The sequence below is a fragment of the Massilia sp. BGA-UO-ETr-WB1 genome, assembly GCF_059567845.1.
Genome location: NZ_JCAQOT010000023.1, coordinates 929,208 through 944,600, shown reverse-complemented (window position 1 = coordinate 944,600; position 15,393 = coordinate 929,208). Strand labels below are relative to the sequence as shown.

Here is a 15,393-nt window from a genome sequence, read left to right as displayed (position 1 = left end):
GTGGCGCTCCTTACAGGGTTGGTGCTTTGCGGAAGCCGATTGCCAACCGGTTCCAGCTATTGATGGTATTGATGGCCATGGTCACGGCCACCATCTCGGCTGGCGTGAAGTGCTCGGCCAGTTCAGCGTAGACCGCGTCCGGCGCGCGCGTGTCGGCGATGCGGGTCAGCGCCTCGGTCCAGGCCAGCGCGGCGCGTTCGCGGGCGGTGAAGAACGGCGTTTCTTCCCACACCACCAGGCCGCTCAGGCGGCGCTCCGTTTCACCGGCCTTGCGCATGTCGCTGGTATGCAGGTCCACGCAGAAGGCGCAGCCGTTGATCTGCGAGGCGCGCAGCTTGATCAGTTCCACCAGCGGCGGCTCCAGCCCCAGCTTGCCGACCGCCACTTCCAGCGCGATCATGGCTTTCAGGGCGTCCGGGTTGGCGGCGTAAAAATCGATACGTGGGTGCATTTTGCTGTTCCTTCAATGTGTTGTTCAGTGAGACCATTTTAGGAGCGTGAACCGGCGCCACAGGGTGCCAATTCCAGTCAAATTGAGCAGGCCAAGAGTCCAATCCCTTGCCAAGCCGTGCGAATCCGGGCAGCCTTGCTATCCATGGAACTCCACATCGTTATCGAAGGCCGCAAAGACCTCACCGGGCAGCTTTACCGCCAACTGTCGGACGCGATCCGCAGCGGGCGGCTGGCGCCCGGCCAGCAGCTGCCCCCTACCCGCCTGCTGGCCGGGCAGCTTGGCCTGTCGCGCAAGACCGTGGCCGAAGCCTATAGCCGGCTGACGCTGGACAAGCTGGTGCTGGGCCGCGTGGGCGCGGGCAGCTTCGTGCAGGCGCCGGCGTCGCCGCGTCCGCAGCACATGGACCGCAGCGGCCTGGCCAGCGCGGACATCGTGCGCAAATGGGACAGCATGCCCACGCCGCTGCGCCACCCGCTGCCGGAAGGGCGCTCGCGCTACGAGTTCATCGGCGGCGGCACCACGCCCAGCCACTTCCCGATGGACCAATGGCGCCGCTGCGTCACGCACGCCCTGCGCCAGGACCCGATGCTGCGCGGCCGCTACGGCGACGCGGAAGGCTTGCCGGTGCTGCGCGAAGCCATCGCGCGCCACATCGCCTACGCGCGCGGCGTGGCGTGCACGCCCGCCAACGTAGTGGTGACCAACGGCGCGCAGCAGGCGCTGGACTTGCTGGGCCGCGTGCTGCTGGAGCCAGGCTGCGTAGTGGCGGTGGAAGAGCCCGGCTACCCCGCCGCGCGCGGCCTGTTCACCAGCCAGGGCGCGCAGGTGGTGGGCATACCGGTGGACGACGAAGGCATCATCGTGGAACGCATACCGGACGGCACGCGGCTGATCTACGTCACGCCCGCGCACCAATTCCCGCTCGGGATGCCGATGAGCGTGGCGCGCCGCCGCGCCCTGCTGGCCCGCGCGCGCGACATCGGCGCCATCATCATCGAGGACGACTACGACAGCGAGTTCCGCTACGAAGGCCGGCCCACGGACGCGCTGCAAAGCATGGACACCCACGGCATCGTGGTCTTCGTCGGCACCTTCTCGAAGGTGATGCTGCCGGAGCTGAGGCTGGGCTACATGGTGCTGCCGGAGACGCTGCTGAACGCCACGCTGACGGTCAAGCATCTGACGGACTGGCACACCAACACCATGAACCAGCACGCGCTGGCCAAGTTCATCGGCGACGGCTACCTGCAAAAGCACATCCGCCGCTGCCACGGCATTTACGCCACGCGGCGCGAGCGCCTGCAGACGCTGTTCGCCACGCTGCTGGCGCGATGGTTCGAGCTGGTGCCGGCCGAAGCGGGCTTCCACCTGGCGGCGCTGTGCAAGCGCCAGGTTGACATCGACCTGCTGCTGCGCCTCGCGCGCCGCGCCGAAGTGGGACTGTACCGGCTGGCCGACTTCTACGCCGACCAGCCGCCGCAGCAAGGCCTGTTCCTCGGCTACGGCGCCATCGACACGCTGGACATCGAGCCCGCCCTGACCCGCGTGCGGGACATTTTGATTGAGATGGGATAGCCCGGAAAAATTTCGCATTGACATATCGAAAAATATCGATATACTGTGGTTTATGGACCTGCTCGAAATATTCAAAGCCCTCTCAAACCGCACACGCCTCGACATCTTGAGAGGTTTGAAGGAACCCGCGAAGTACTTCCCTCCCCAGGATGAAGGGGACGTCGAGACGGTTGGAGTCTGCGTCAGCAGTATTCAGGAAGGCGTCGGACTGTCGCAGTCCACCGTGTCCAGTTACCTGGCGACGCTGCAACGGGCAGGCCTGGTCGAAGTCAGGCGCATCGGCCAGTGGACGTACTACAAGCGGAACGAAGCAACCATCAATGCCCTTGCCGAGGTGCTAGGGAAAGAGCTGTAAATTTTTTTGCCACTTCATATCGATAATTCTCGATATCCCTTTTTAACGAAATAAGGACACACAATGAAAGCGATGACACTTAAAGCATTTGGCGGCCCCGAATCATTCGAGTTTTCCGACGTGCCCAAGCCAGTTCCGCAGGCGGGACAGGTCCTGGTCAGGGTCCATGCCACCTCGATCAATCCGCTGGACTACCAGGTCCGGCGCGGCGATTACCCCGACTACGTGCCCCTGCCTTCGATTACCGGCCACGACGTATCCGGCGTGGTCGAAGAAGTCGGGCCGGGTGTGAAGGCATTCGTCCCAGGAGACGAGGTCTGGTACACCCCGCAGATTTTCGACGGTCCGGGGAGCTATGCCGAGTACCACGTTGCGGCCGAAAGCATCGTCGGCAGGAAGCCTGCCTCGTTGAGCCATCTGGAGGCGGCAAGCCTGACCCTGGTTGGCGGCACGGCGTGGGAAGCACTGGTCGTGCGCGCCGCGCTCAGGGTGGGCGAAAGCATCCTGATACATGGCGGCGCCGGAGGCGTCGGCCATGTGGCGATCCAGCTCGCAAAAGCCATCGGCGCAAAGGTGTTCACGACCGTGCGCGAAGCAAACTTCGAGTTCGCGCGAAGCATGGGTGCCGACGTGGTCATCGACTACGAAAAGGAAGATTATGTCGACGCCATCATGCGGGAAACGGGCGGGCACGGAGTCGATGTCGTGTTCGACACCATCGGCGGCAGCACATTGGCGCGCAGTCCCGACGCGCTGGCACAGCTGGGCCGCGTTGTCTCGATTGTGGACATTGCGCAGCCGCAGAACCTGGTGCAAGCCTGGGGCAAGAACGCCAGCTATCACTTTGTGTTCACCCGGCAGAACCGGGGCAAGCTTGACGAGTTGAGCGCATTGATAGAGCGCGGCCAGCTGCGGCCGCACGTCGGCGCCGTCTATTCGCTGGCCGAGATCCCGCTCGCCCATGCGCGGCTGGAAAGCCGCGACAATGGCCTCCAAGGCAAAATCGCGATCGCAGTCGGGCCGTTGGCCCATCTCAAGAAGGAATTGCCATGATTTATGAGATCGCCCTGCTCCCCGTTCACGCTGAACACATTGAATCGTTCAAGCGGGCATTTGCCGAAGTCGCCCCTTTGCTCATCCGCGCAAAGGGTTACTGCGGCCACTTGCTCGCGCAAGGGATCGAAAAACCCCATGAATTCAATCTGATCGTGCGGTGGGATTCACTCGAGGATCACACGCCGGGTTTCGAAGCGAGCGAAGACCATCGGGTGTTCATGATGGGCTTGCAGGAGTATTTTTCGGACGAACCAAGGGTCTACCATATTGAAGGGGCGACACCTCTCCCCTAAGCAGATTCCCATGGTGGTCTCATGGAGGGGTTTTACTAAAAGCTACTAACCCCTCCGCTGCCTCCCACTATCCTCATCATGCCACAAAAGCAACAGATACATCCCCGATACAATTCCAACAATCCTTGATTCTTATCAAGTGCTACACTACTCAGACATTCAGGACGATGATGGAGGCCTCCATGCACCAGATGTCGCGGCGCCAGTTCCTACGGGTAACAGGCGCTACCTTGGCGGGTTCGAGCATTGCTGCGCTCGGCTTCGCCCCTACCCCGGCGCTCGCCGAGGTGCGGCAGTACAAGCTGCTGCGCACCACAGAAACCCGCAACACCTGTCCCTACTGCTCGGTGGGCTGCGGGATCCTGATGTACGGACTGGGCGACGGCGCGAAGAACGCGGCGGCGCGCATCATCCACATCGAGGGCGACGCCGACCACCCGGTCAACCGCGGCACGCTGTGCCCCAAGGGCGCCAGCCTGATCGACTTTATCCAGAGCCCGAACCGCCTCAAGGTGCCTGAGTACCGCGCGCCCGGCTCGTCGGAATGGAAGCAGTTGTCGTGGGACGATGCGCTGGACCGCATCGCCAAGCTGATGAAGCAGGACCGCGACGCCAACTTCATCGAGAAAACTGAGGATGGCAAAACCGTCAACCGCTGGCTTTCCACCGGCATGCTGGCGGCGTCGGCGTCGAGCAACGAGGTCGGCTACCTGACCCACAAAACCATGCGCAGTCTCGGCATGCTGGCATTCGATAACCAGGCGCGTGTATGACATGGTCCGACGGTGGCAGGTCTTGCCCCGACGTTTGGCCGTGGAGCGATGACGAATCACTGGGTCGATATCCGCAATGCTGATGTAATTCTTGTCATGGGCGGCAACGCTGCCGAGGCCCACCCTTGCGGTTTCAAATGGGTGACCGAGGCCAAGGCGCACCGCAAGGCGCAGCTGATCGTGGTCGATCCGCGCTTTACCCGCACCGCTTCGGTGGCCGACTACTACGTGGCCACGCGCACCGGCACGGACATCGTGTTCCTGGGCGCGGTGATCAACTACCTGCTCACGGCGGACAAGATCCAGCGCGAGTACGTGGTGAACTACACCGACATGCCCTTTATCGTGCGCGAGGACTTTGCGCTGAACGACGGCCTGTACTCGGGCTATGACGAGGCCACCGGCAAGTACGCCGACAAGACCAGCTGGGACTACGAGAAAGGCGAGGACGGCTACGCCAAGGTCGATCCGACGCTGCAGCATCCGCGCTGCGTGTACCAGCTGATGAAGACGCACTACTCGCGCTACACGCCCGAGCTGGTGGAGCGCGTGTGCGGCGTCCCGAAGGACAAGTTCCAGAAAGTGGCGGACATGCTGGCCTCCACGGCGGTGCCGGGCCGCGCAGGCACCATCCTGTACGCGCTGGGCTGGACCCAGCACACCACCGGCGCGCAAACCCTGCGCCTGGGCGCCATGATGCAGCTCCTGCTGGGGAATATCGGCATCGCGGGCGGCGGCATGAACGCGCTGCGCGGCCACTCCAACATCCAGGGCCTGACCGACCTGGGGCTGATGTCCAACCTGCTGCCCGGCTATATGACCTTGCCGAACGAGGCGGAGCAGGACCTGGAAGGCTACATCAACGCGCGCGCCCTGAAACCCTTGCGGCCGAACCAGCTCAGCTACTGGAGCAATTACCGCAAGTTCCACGTGAGCCTGATGAAGGCCTGGTGGGGTGCGGCGGCGACGGCGGAGAACAACTGGGCCTTCGACTACCTGCCCAAGCTGGACAAGCCTTACGACCTGTTGCAGGCGTTCGAGCTCATGCACCAGGGGAAAATGAACGGCTACATCTGCCAGGGCTTCAACGTGCTGGCGTCCGCGCCGGACAAGCAGAAGGTGACGGAGGCGCTGTCGAAGCTGAAGTTCCTGGTGGTGATGGACCCGCTGGCGGTGGAGACGGCCGAATTCTGGAAGCCGCACGGCGAGTTCCACAAGGTGGATCCGGCGCAGGTCCAGACCGAGGTGTTCCGCCTGCCCACCACCTGCTTCGCCGAGGAGCGCGGCTCGCTGGTCAGTTCTTCGCGCGTGCTGCAATGGCACTGGCAAGGCGCCGAGCCGCCGTGGCAGACGCGCAGCGACCTGGAGATCATGTCCGGCATCTTCCTGCGCATGCGGAAAATGTACCAGACCGAGGGCGGCAAGTTCCCCGACCCTATCGTCAACCTGACCTGGCCTTACGCGCAGCCCTTCAGCCCCACGCCGGAGGAACTGGCGATGGAGTACAACGGCAAGGCGCTGGCCGAGGTGACCGATCCCAAGGACGCCACCAAGGTGCTGGTGAAGAAAGGCGAGCAGCTGGCCGGCTTCGCGCAGCTGCGCGACGACGGCTCCACCGCCTGCGGCTGCTGGATCTTCGCCGGCTGCTGGACGCAGGCCGGCAACCAGATGGGACGGCGCGACAATAGCGACCCGACCGGCATCGGCCAGACGCTGAACTGGGCCTGGGCCTGGCCGGCCAACCGCCGCGTGCTGTACAACCGCGCCTCCGCCGACACCCAGGGCAAGCCGTTCGATCCCACCCGCAAGCTGGTGGCCTGGAACGGCACCGCCTGGGGCGGCGCGGACGTGCCGGACTTCAAGGTGGACGAGCCGCCCGAAAACGGCATGGGCCCCTTCATCATGCTGGCCGAGGGCGTGGCGCGCTTCTTCGCCCGCGCCGGCATGGGCGAAGGCCCCTTCCCCGAGCACTACGAGCCGTTCGAGAATCCGCTCGGCTACAACCCGCTGCATCCGAAGAATCCGCGCGCCACCAGCAACCCGGCGGCGCGCATGTTCAAGGACGACCGTGCCAAGCTGGGCACGCACACAGACTTCCCGCACGTGGCCACCAGCTACCGGCTCACCGAGCACTTCCACTTCTGGACCAAGCACGCGCGCCTGAACGCCATTACCCAGCCGGAGCAGTTCGTGGAAATCGGCGAGGACCTGGCCAAGGAACTCGGTGTGCCCAACGGCGGCATGGTCAAGGTGTCGTCCCGGCGCGGGCAGATCGTCGCCAAGGCGGTGGTCACCAAGCGCATCAAGGCGCTCACCATCGAGGGCAAGAAGACCCATACCGTGGGTCTGCCGCTGCACTTCGGGTTCAAGGGCGTGACCCGTCCCGGCTATTTGATCAACACGCTGACGCCGTCGGTGGGGGACGCGAACACGCAAACGCCGGAGTACAAGTCCTTCCTGGTGAAGGTGGAGAAAGCTTAGGAGAACGGCATGGCACTGCAATCATTGGATATCAAGCGCATGTCGGCCACCACGGTGCAGGAGCCGGCGGCGCGCAGCCCCGTCACCGGCACCGTGGCCAAGCTGATCGACGTGTCGAAGTGCATCGGCTGCAAGGCTTGCCAGACCGCCTGCATGGAATGGAACGACCTGCGCGACGATGTGGGCGACACCAACGGCGAGTACGACAATCCGCGCGACCTGACGCCGCAGTCCTGGACCGTGATGCGCTTTACCGAGCATGAGGAAAAGGACGGCAACCTGGAATGGCTGATCCGCAAGGACGGCTGCATGCACTGCGAGGACCCGGGCTGCCTGAAAGCCTGCCCGGCGCCGGGCGCCATCGTGCAGTACACCAACGGCATCGTCGACTTCCACCAGGAGAACTGCATCGGCTGCGGCTACTGCGTGGCGGGCTGTCCGTTCGACGTGCCGCGCATCTCCAAGAAGGACAGCCGCGCCTACAAGTGCACGCTGTGCTCGGACCGGGTGGCGGTGGGCCAGGAACCGGCCTGCGTGAAGACCTGCCCTACCGGCGCCATCGTGTTCGGCACCAAGGAGGACATGCAGCTGCACGCGGCCGAGCGGGTGGAAGACCTGAAGTCGCGCGGCTTTGCGCAGGCCGGCCTGTACGACCCGGCAGGCGTGGGCGGCACGCACGTGATGTATGTGCTGCACCATGCGGACCGTCCGGGGCTGTATCACAACCTGCCCGCCAACCCGTCCATCAGCCCGATGGTTGGCCTGTGGAAGGGGCTGACCAAGCCGCTCGCGCTGGCCGGCATCGCCGTCACCGCGCTGGCCGGGTGGTTCCACTACAGCCGCGTGGGGCCGAATGAAGTGAGCCGGGAGGAGGAGGCGGAGGCGCTGCACGAGGCCAACCGCATCAAGGAGAGCCAAAATGAGAATCGATAAAGACGGCAATCCGCTCATCGAGCGCTACAACGCGAATGAACGCAGCAACCATTGGGTCACGGCGATCTGCTTCGTGCTGCTGGCCGTGTCTGGGCTGGCCATGTTCCATCCGGCCACCGCGTGGATGGCGGTGTTCCTGGGCGGCGGGCAGTGGACGCGCATCCTGCATCCCTTCATCGGGGTGGTGATGGCGGTGTCCTTCGGCCTGCTGGTGGTGCGATTCTGGCATCACAACCGCTTCGAGCCCGGCGACAGGGAGTGGTTAAAAGGCGCCACGGACGTGATGACGCTGCACGAGGAGAAGGTGCCGCCTGTCGGGCGCTACAACGCGGGACAGAAGCTGCTGTTCTTCGTGCTGATCGCGTGCATGGTGGGGCTGATCCTGTCCGGTATCGTGATCTGGCGCGAGTATTTCTCGTTCTACTTCCCGATCGGCCTGGTGCGCTTTGCAGCGCTGCTACACGCGTTCTGCGCTTTCGTTATCATCGTGGCGATCGTGATCCACGTGTATGCGGGCTTCTGGGTGAAAGGTTCCGTAGGGGCGATGGTGCGCGGAACAGTCACTTACGGGTGGGCGCGCAAGCACCACCGGCGCTGGTTCGAGGAAGTGGCGCGCAAGCAGCGGGACTAGATTAGAATGGATTAAATACGCAGACGAGAGGACTTACTTGGTACAACGCCTTCTGTCCCCCGGCGAGATCGAATCGCTGGACCATAACACCATTCCGCGCCTGGTGTTGCCGCAGCCGGGCGTGCTGTTCCCCGCCCGCGCCGCGCGCCTGCGCCAGCTCGCCGACGGCAACGTGCCCGGCATCCCTGCCCCCGACTCGCTGCACGGCTACCTGTACCTGATGGCCGCCCTCGCCGACGCCCAGGCCGCAATATCGGCGGCCGCCATTCCGCCGCTGCCGTCCTCCGACGCCATGGAGACCGCCCTGGCCCACAACATGCCGCCGCTGCCCGTTTCCGGCCCGCGTCCCGCCGGCTGGCGGGCTATCTATTTGGCGCTGCTGGACCGGCTGGACGCCGCCGCCAGCGGCCAGCCGCAACTGGCCGCAACGCTGGCCGGCCTGCGCGCGCTGTCCGACGCCGACCTGGAAGGCTGCGCGGACGCGGTGCTGGCCGAATTCGGCGAGGGCATCAATCCCCTGCACGCGCCTTTTGTGGCCGCCGCGCTGCAGGTGCTATGGGCCGCGCACGCCAGCCAGCTGGATGCCAGCCGCGTCCAGCCGCCCGTCACCGGTACCCTGTGCCCCGTCTGCGGCTCGCACCCGGTGGCCAGCGTGATCCGCATCGGCGGGCAGGCGCAAGGCTACCGCTATTTGCACTGCGCCATCTGCGCCAGCGAATGGCACATGGTGCGGGTGAAGTGCAGCTGCTGCGAGAAGAACGCCCGCATCGCCTACCAGAGCCTGACCCCGGCCGGTGCCGATGCCGATGCGAATATCGGCCTCGACGCCGATGCCGCGCCCATCAACAAAGCCCAGGATCCGTCGCGCGTGGCCCGCGCCGAGACCTGCGATGACTGCCGCAGCTACCGCAAGATCTTCAACCAGGAGCACGACTTCATGGTCGAACCGCTGGCCGACGACCTGGCCAGCCTGGCGCTGGACGTGCTGGTGTCGGAAGCCGGCTATGCGCGCGGCAGTGTCAATCCCCTGCTGTGGTTCGGTTCCGAATGAGCGCCCCGGCCGACAGCAAGCCTGTCACCGGCCGCGCCGTGCGCCTGCCCGCCGTGCACCGCGTGCTGTCCGACGCCGCCTGCCAGGCGCTGCTCGCCCAGTACGGGCGCGAACAAACCACCGCCGCACTGCGCACCCTGCTGGCTGAACTGCGCGCCTGCTCGCTCGGCGCCGCCGCAAATGCCGACGCCGGTGCCGCTGCCGCTGCAGACATCGCCTCGGTCATCGCCCGCCTGGCCGCCCGCCTCGAACGCAGCAACCGCTCCGCCCTGCGCCCGGTCTTCAACCTCACCGGCACCGTCCTGCACACCAACCTGGGCCGCGCCCTGCTGCCCGACAGCGCCGTGCAAGCGGTGGCCGAAGCGCTGCGCTGGCCGATGAACCTGGAATGGGACATCGACACCGGCAAGCGCGGCGACCGCGACAACCTGGTGGAAGAACTGCTGCGCGAGCTGACCGGCGCCGAAGCGGCCACGGTGGTCAACAACAACGCCGCCGCCGTCCTGCTGATGCTCAACACCCTCGCCATGGGCCGCGAAGTGATCGTCTCGCGCGGCGAGCTGGTGGAGATCGGCGGGGCCTTCCGCATCCCGGACATCATGACCCGCGCCGGCGCCACGCTGCGCGAAGTGGGCAGCACCAACCGCACCCACCTGGCCGACTACGGCAACGCCATCGCCGACAGCACGGCCTTGCTGATGAAGGTCCATTGCAGCAATTACGCCATCACCGGCTTCACCAAGGCCGTCGACCTGCCCGAACTGGTGCCGCTGGCGCGCCGCCACAAGATTCCGGTGGCGGTGGACCTCGGCAGCGGCACGCTGGTGGACCTGGAACAGTACGGCCTGCCGCACGAGACCACGGTGCGCGAAACCATCGCCGCCGGCGCCGACCTGGTGACCTTCAGCGGCGACAAGCTGCTCGGCGGACCGCAGTGCGGCATCATCGCCGGCCGCGCCGACCTGATCGCCGCCATCAAGCGCAACCCGCTGAAGCGCGCCCTGCGCGTGGGCAAGCTCACGCTGGCTGCGCTGGAACCCGTGCTGGCCCTGTACCGCGCGCCCGACCTGCTGCCCGAACGGCTGACCACCCTGCGCCTGCTCACGCGCCCCGCCGCCGCCATGCGCGCGCTGGCGGACGCCCTGCAGCCGCAGCTCCAGCAAGCGCTGGGCGAGGCCTACAGCGTGGCCGCCGAACCGATGCTGAGCCAGATCGGCAGCGGCGCCCTGCCGGTGGACCAGTTGCTCAGCCACGGCGTGGCGATCCGCGCATTGCGCACGAACGGCAAGGCCACCGGCGACCCGCTCGGCACACTGGAAAAACGCCTGCGCACCCTGCCCCGCCCCGTCATCGGCCGCATCGCCAACGACACCCTGTGGCTGGACCTGCGCTGCCTGGAGGACGCGCAGCTCGACATCTTTGTCCAGCAACTGCAGCAATTGCGGCAACCGCGGCCATGATAGTCGGCACCGCAGGCCATATCGACCACGGCAAAACCTCGCTCACGCGCGCGCTCACCGGCGTTGACACCGACCGCCTGAAGGAAGAAAAGGAACGCGGCATTTCCATCGAGCTGGGTTACGCCTACGCGCCGCTGGAGGATGGCGTGGTGCTCGGCATTATCGACGTTCCCGGCCACGAGAAATTCATCCGCACCATGGCCGCCGGCATCACCGGCATCGACTTCGCGCTGCTCGTGATCGCCGCCGACGACGGCATCATGCCGCAGACGCTGGAGCACCTTGCTATCCTGCGCCTGCTGGGAGTGCAGCGCGGCGCGGTGGCGCTGAACAAGGCGGACCGCGCCACGCCTGAACGGCTGCAGCAGCTGCAGGCCGAGATCGGCCTTCTGCTGGAAGATACCGCCTTCGCCGGCTGCCCCGTGTTCCCCACCGCCGCCACCGTCTCCGGCGACGCCGGCGTGGCCGCGCTGCGGCTGCATCTCACCGCCGCCTCGCGCGCGCTGCCGGCGCGCGACGAGCAGCGCCTGTTCCGCCTGGGCGTGGACCGCGTGTTCACGCTGTCCGGCCAGGGCACCGTCGTCACCGGCACAGCGCTGGCCGGCAGCGTGGCCGTGGGCGATACGCTGGTGCTGGCGCCCGGCGGCCGCGAAGTGCGCGTGCGCAGCATCCATGCGCAGAACCGCGCCGCCGCTGAAGGCCGGGCGGGCCAGCGCCTTGCGCTCAACCTGGCCGGGGCCGCACGCGAGGACATTGAACGCGGCAGCTGGGTGGTCGCCCCCGCGCTGGCCGCCTGCTCCTGCCGCATCGACGCCGAGCTGACGCTGTTGCCCGGCAGCGGCGCCGCGCTCAAGGCATGGTCGCCCGTGCATGTGCACCTGGGCGCGGCGCACCGCACCGCCAATGTGGTTCCGCTGGACGGGGACGCCGCGCGGCCCGGAGAGAACGCCCGCGTCCAGCTGGTGTTCGAGCAGGAGGTGCACGCCGTCCCCGGCGACCGCTTCGTGCTGCGCAACGCGCAGGCCACGCAAACCATAGGCGGCGGCATGGTGCTCGATCCCTTCGGCGCGGCGCGCAAGCGCCGCAGCCCCGCGCGCCTGGCCTGGCTGGACGCCCTCGGCGCTTTCGCCGCCAGCCGCGATATCGCAGCCCTGCTGGCCTGCTCGCCGCACGGCTTGCCCATGAGCGCCCTGGTGCGGCTGTCGCAGCTGCCGCCCGCGCACGCCGGCGTGCCGCCCGGCGTGCACCGCATTCCGCTGCACGGCGGCGACGAGCTGCTGGTCGGCGACGAAGCGCTGGCCCGGCTGCAGCAGCACGCGCTGGCCTCGCTGGCCGACTTCCACGCCCGCTTTCCGGACGAAACCGGCCCCGAGCTGTGGCGCCTGAAACGCATCGCCAGTCCGGACTGCGAAGACCAGCTATGGAGCCACGCCATCTCCGCCCTGCTGGCGCAGGACGCCATCCGCCGCCACGGCAACGCGCTGCACCTGCCCGGCCACAGCGTGGAGCTGAGCGCCGCCGAACAGGCGCTGGCGGACCGCCTGCTGCCCGAACTCCTGGCGGGCCGCTACGACCCGCCCTGGGTGCGCAGCCTGGCCGCCACGCTGGCCGTGCCGGAAGACGACACCCGCCGCCTGCTGCGCAAGCTGGCGCGGGCCGGCGCCGTCAGCCAGGTGGTGCCGGACCTGTTCTACCACCCCGCCCCGCTGGCCGAACTGGCGCACATCGTCGCCACGCTGGAAGAGGCGCAGGCCGCCAGCTTCCGCGATGCGGCCGGCCTGGGGCGCAAGCGCGCGGTACAGCTGTTGGAATATTTCGATCGTGTCGGCTATACTCGGCGCGTGCGCAACACTCACCTGGTGCGTCCAAGGAAGGCATTCCCGTCCGGTGACGGGGCCGGGCTTCAAACCCGGTGAGGGGCGTCAGCCGTTCCTCTGTAAGTTCGACTCTTTCTGCCTTCCGCCATCACTTCCAGCAGCACCGGCGCCGGCATCGGCCGGCCCAGCAGATAGCCCTGCGCATAGGTGCAGCCGGCGCGCTGCAGCCACTCCAGCTGTTCGCGGTTCTCCACGCCTTCGGCCACCACGGTCAGGTGGAAGTCCTGCGCCAGCGAGATCACCGCGCTGACGATGGTGCTGCCCTCGCCCGGCAGCGACTGCAGGAAGCTGCGGTCGATCTTCAGCTGGTTGATGGGGAAGGACTGCAGGTAGGCCAGCGACGAATAGCCGGTGCCGAAATCGTCGATCGACAGGCGCACGCCGAGCGCGCGCGCGTCGCGCATGAACTGCACCGCCGACTGCACGTCCTCCATCAGCACGCTCTCGGTCAGCTCCAGCTCCAGCAGCGCGGCCGGCAGGCCGCTGGCGCGCAGCGCGCCCACCACTTCGTCCAGGAAGCCGCGTTCGCGCAGCTGGCGCGCCGACACGTTCACCGCCACGCTGACGGGCTGCGCGCCGGGGCATTGCCAGGCCACGGCGTCGGCGCAGGCGCGTTCCAGCACCCAGCGCCCCAGCGCCACGATCAAGCCGCTGTCCTCGGCCACGGGAATGAATTCGGCCGGCGAGATGAAACCGTGTTCGGCATGGCGCCAGCGCAGCAGCGCCTCGGCGCCCACCATGCGCTCGCTGGCGCATTCGAACTGCGGCTGGTAATGCAGCGCCAATTCGCCGTTCTCCAGCGCGCGGCGCAGGTCGCGCTCGAGCTGCAGGCGGCGCTGGGTCTGCACCGTCATCGCGGGCAGGAATTCGGCCAGGCGGTTGCGGCCGGTCTGCTTGGCGTGGTACAGCGCGGTGTCGGCCCGGCTCACCAGTTCGCCCATGTTGGCGGCGTCGTCCGGGAACACGCACATGCCCACGCTGGCGGTGGCAAACAGCTCGCTGCCGCCCACCTGGAACGGCGAACGCAGCGCCTCCGTCACCTTGTCGGCCAGCGCGCGCGCCTCCGCGCGCCCGGCCACCGACGGCACGACGATGGCAAATTCGTCGCCGCCGATGCGGCCCACCGTGCCGCTGCCCCGCACCACGGCGCCCAGCACGCCGGCCACCTGGCGCAGCAGCTCATCGCCGGCGGTGTGGCCGGCCGTATCGTTGACCACCTTGAAGTTGTCCAGATCGATCAGCAGCAGCGCCAGCTGGCCGCCGTCCGCACTGCGCTCCGCGATCGCTTCCTCCAGCAGGCCATAGCTGGCGCGCCGGTTCGGCAGCGCCGTCACCTGGTCGGTATGGGCCAGGTAGTCGAGTTCACGCTCGGCAGCCACCACGCGCGCGCGGGTGCGCCGCGCCAGCAGCTGCGCCAGCAGCAGCGCGCCCAGCGAGGCCAGCACCAGCAGGCCGAGATAGTGCGCCATCGCCTCGCGGATGCCGCCGGTGCCGTGCACCAGCACCACCATGCCCAGCCGCTTGCCGCGGTACTCCACCGGCGCGGACTCCTGCGCGCTGCGCAGCCAGTCCAGCGTCCGGCGTCCAGCCACCGGCTTATGGCCGTTCACGCCGTAGTGTTCGAACAGCAGGCCTTGCTGGTCGTACACCGCCACCCAGTGGAAGTACGGCGCCGAGCGCAGCGCGCGCAGCGCGTCGGCGGTGGCGTCGCGGTCGCGGAACATCAGCGGCGCAGCCAGGTTGTCCGCCACGATGGCGGCCTGCACCCGCGTTTCGCTGTTCAGCGCCTGGTGCAGCGACAGCACCTGGTACACCAGCAGCACCAGGCCGGCCATGGCCAGCGCTGCCACGGCGGCCATCAGCTGGCCGGCCCCGAGCATGCTGGTCAGGGTCAGCCGGTCGGCCTTCCTGCGGCGGCGGTTTACCATACATTCCTCGCCAGGCGCAGCAGGCGCGAACTGAATTTCAGGCCGAGGCGGGCCGCCTCGCGCGTATCGACGTCGAAGCGCACGTGGCGGTCCTCGTCCACCAGCGCCACCGCGCCGGCGTATTTGCCCGCGCTCACGCCGTCGGCCACGAACAGCGTTCCGCTGCCCTCGGCGGGACGGGGCTGGCCCAGCTCCGCCGCGAATATCGTGATGTCGCAGCTGCGCGGCGCCGTGCCTGCGCCGGCGTCGTACATGGTCCAGTTGCGGCCGTTCACCAGCTTGCCCTCCAGCTGGCGCAGGCTGTCCCAGAACGGCAGCGAGGGCCGCGCGCACACCGCGAAGGGGCGGTCCGCCGCCGCGCCCGCAGGCGCCGCCGGCCAGCTGGTGAACATGGCGATGTTGTAGATGTAGGCCGCCTTCAGCGCGCCGTTCTGCACTTCCTGCACTTCCTGCACGCCCGCGCGGCACAGCGGCGCCAGGGCCGGCAAGGCGCACAACAGGCAGATGCGGAGAGCGGCGCGCATGG

Annotated in this window: 12 protein-coding genes, 1 tRNA gene and 1 pseudogene; 11 read left to right on the top strand and 3 right to left on the bottom strand. The window is 67.2% G+C overall.

Annotated features, from left to right (window positions below; all coding sequences use genetic code 11):
• Window positions 1-10: 10 nt before the first annotated feature.
• On the bottom strand, window positions 11-451 hold the full coding sequence (locus tag AC56DV_RS12645) for a carboxymuconolactone decarboxylase family protein (protein ID WP_496314623.1): 441 nt from the start codon (window positions 449-451) through the stop codon (window positions 11-13).
• 144 nt (window positions 452-595) lie between these two features.
• Between AC56DV_RS12645 and pdxR the strand changes: the two genes are divergently transcribed.
• The 11 genes from pdxR (at window position 596) to AC56DV_RS12590 (ending at window position 13,027) form a co-directional block, all read left to right on the top strand.
• Window positions 596-2,029, top strand: coding sequence for a MocR-like pyridoxine biosynthesis transcription factor PdxR (gene pdxR, locus AC56DV_RS12640; protein ID WP_496314622.1), 1,434 nt, complete (start codon window positions 596-598; stop codon window positions 2,027-2,029).
• Between the two features lie 52 nt (window positions 2,030-2,081).
• A complete protein-coding gene (locus AC56DV_RS12635; protein ID WP_496314621.1) occupies window positions 2,082-2,384 on the top strand; it encodes an ArsR/SmtB family transcription factor in 303 nt (100 codons plus the stop codon).
• Between the two features lie 63 nt (window positions 2,385-2,447).
• Entirely contained in the window at window positions 2,448-3,437 is a 990-nt protein-coding gene (locus AC56DV_RS12630; RefSeq protein ID WP_496314620.1) for a zinc-dependent alcohol dehydrogenase family protein, read from the top strand.
• A complete protein-coding gene (locus AC56DV_RS12625; RefSeq protein ID WP_496314619.1) occupies window positions 3,434-3,733 on the top strand; it encodes an antibiotic biosynthesis monooxygenase family protein in 300 nt (99 codons plus the stop codon). The genes AC56DV_RS12630 and AC56DV_RS12625 overlap by 4 nt, the downstream gene beginning before the upstream one ends.
• A 182-nt stretch (window positions 3,734-3,915) precedes the next feature.
• On the top strand, window positions 3,916-6,987 hold the full coding sequence (gene fdnG, locus AC56DV_RS12620; protein WP_496314618.1) for a formate dehydrogenase-N subunit alpha: 3,072 nt from the start codon (window positions 3,916-3,918) through the stop codon (window positions 6,985-6,987).
• 9 nt (window positions 6,988-6,996) lie between these two features.
• Window positions 6,997-7,920, top strand: a complete 924-nt coding sequence (gene fdxH / locus AC56DV_RS12615) for a formate dehydrogenase subunit beta (RefSeq protein WP_496314617.1) — start codon at window positions 6,997-6,999, stop codon at window positions 7,918-7,920.
• Complete coding sequence (locus AC56DV_RS12610; protein WP_496314728.1) at window positions 7,913-8,551, top strand: formate dehydrogenase subunit gamma; 639 nt, start codon at window positions 7,913-7,915, stop codon at window positions 8,549-8,551. The genes fdxH and AC56DV_RS12610 overlap by 8 nt, the downstream gene beginning before the upstream one ends.
• A 37-nt stretch (window positions 8,552-8,588) precedes the next feature.
• A complete protein-coding gene (gene fdhE / locus AC56DV_RS12605) occupies window positions 8,589-9,602 on the top strand; it encodes a formate dehydrogenase accessory protein FdhE (RefSeq protein WP_496314616.1) in 1,014 nt (337 codons plus the stop codon).
• Window positions 9,599-11,062, top strand: a complete 1,464-nt coding sequence (gene selA / locus AC56DV_RS12600; RefSeq protein WP_496314615.1) for an L-seryl-tRNA(Sec) selenium transferase — start codon at window positions 9,599-9,601, stop codon at window positions 11,060-11,062. Before fdhE ends, selA begins: the two co-directional genes overlap by 4 nt.
• Complete coding sequence (selB, locus tag AC56DV_RS12595; protein ID WP_496314614.1) at window positions 11,059-12,978, top strand: selenocysteine-specific translation elongation factor; 1,920 nt, start codon at window positions 11,059-11,061, stop codon at window positions 12,976-12,978. Before selA ends, selB begins: the two co-directional genes overlap by 4 nt.
• Window positions 12,932-13,027, top strand: a tRNA-Sec gene (locus AC56DV_RS12590). The genes selB and AC56DV_RS12590 overlap by 47 nt, the downstream gene beginning before the upstream one ends.
• An 88-nt stretch (window positions 13,028-13,115) precedes the next feature.
• On the opposite strand, the pseudogene AC56DV_RS12585 reads toward AC56DV_RS12590, so the two are convergent.
• Together AC56DV_RS12585 and AC56DV_RS12580 are read right to left on the bottom strand one after the other, a co-directional pair.
• Window positions 13,116-14,774 (bottom strand): annotated as a pseudogene (locus AC56DV_RS12585) (putative bifunctional diguanylate cyclase/phosphodiesterase); the annotation flags it as partial.
• A gap of 86 nt (window positions 14,775-14,860) precedes the next feature.
• A complete protein-coding gene (locus AC56DV_RS12580) occupies window positions 14,861-15,391 on the bottom strand; it encodes a YfiR family protein (protein WP_496314613.1) in 531 nt (176 codons plus the stop codon).
• Window positions 15,392-15,393 lie beyond the last annotated feature (2 nt).

Bases quoted from the DNA above. Each gene is read 5' to 3' on its own strand.
- AC56DV_RS12645 (WP_496314623.1), bottom strand. From the start codon at position 451: ATGCACCCACGTATCGATTTTTACGCCGCCAACCCGGACGCCCTGAAA.
- pdxR (WP_496314622.1), top strand. From the start codon at position 596: ATGGAACTCCACATCGTTATCGAAGGCCGCAAAGACCTCACCGGGCAG.
- AC56DV_RS12635 (WP_496314621.1), top strand. From the start codon at position 2,082: ATGGACCTGCTCGAAATATTCAAAGCCCTCTCAAACCGCACACGCCTC.
- AC56DV_RS12630 (WP_496314620.1), top strand. From the start codon at position 2,448: ATGAAAGCGATGACACTTAAAGCATTTGGCGGCCCCGAATCATTCGAG.
- AC56DV_RS12625 (WP_496314619.1), top strand. From the start codon at position 3,434: ATGATTTATGAGATCGCCCTGCTCCCCGTTCACGCTGAACACATTGAA.
- fdxH (WP_496314617.1), top strand. From the start codon at position 6,997: ATGGCACTGCAATCATTGGATATCAAGCGCATGTCGGCCACCACGGTG.
- selA (WP_496314615.1), top strand. From the start codon at position 9,599: ATGAGCGCCCCGGCCGACAGCAAGCCTGTCACCGGCCGCGCCGTGCGC.
- selB (WP_496314614.1), top strand. From the start codon at position 11,059: ATGATAGTCGGCACCGCAGGCCATATCGACCACGGCAAAACCTCGCTC.
- AC56DV_RS12580 (WP_496314613.1), bottom strand. From the start codon at position 15,391: ATGCGCGCCGCTCTCCGCATCTGCCTGTTGTGCGCCTTGCCGGCCCTG.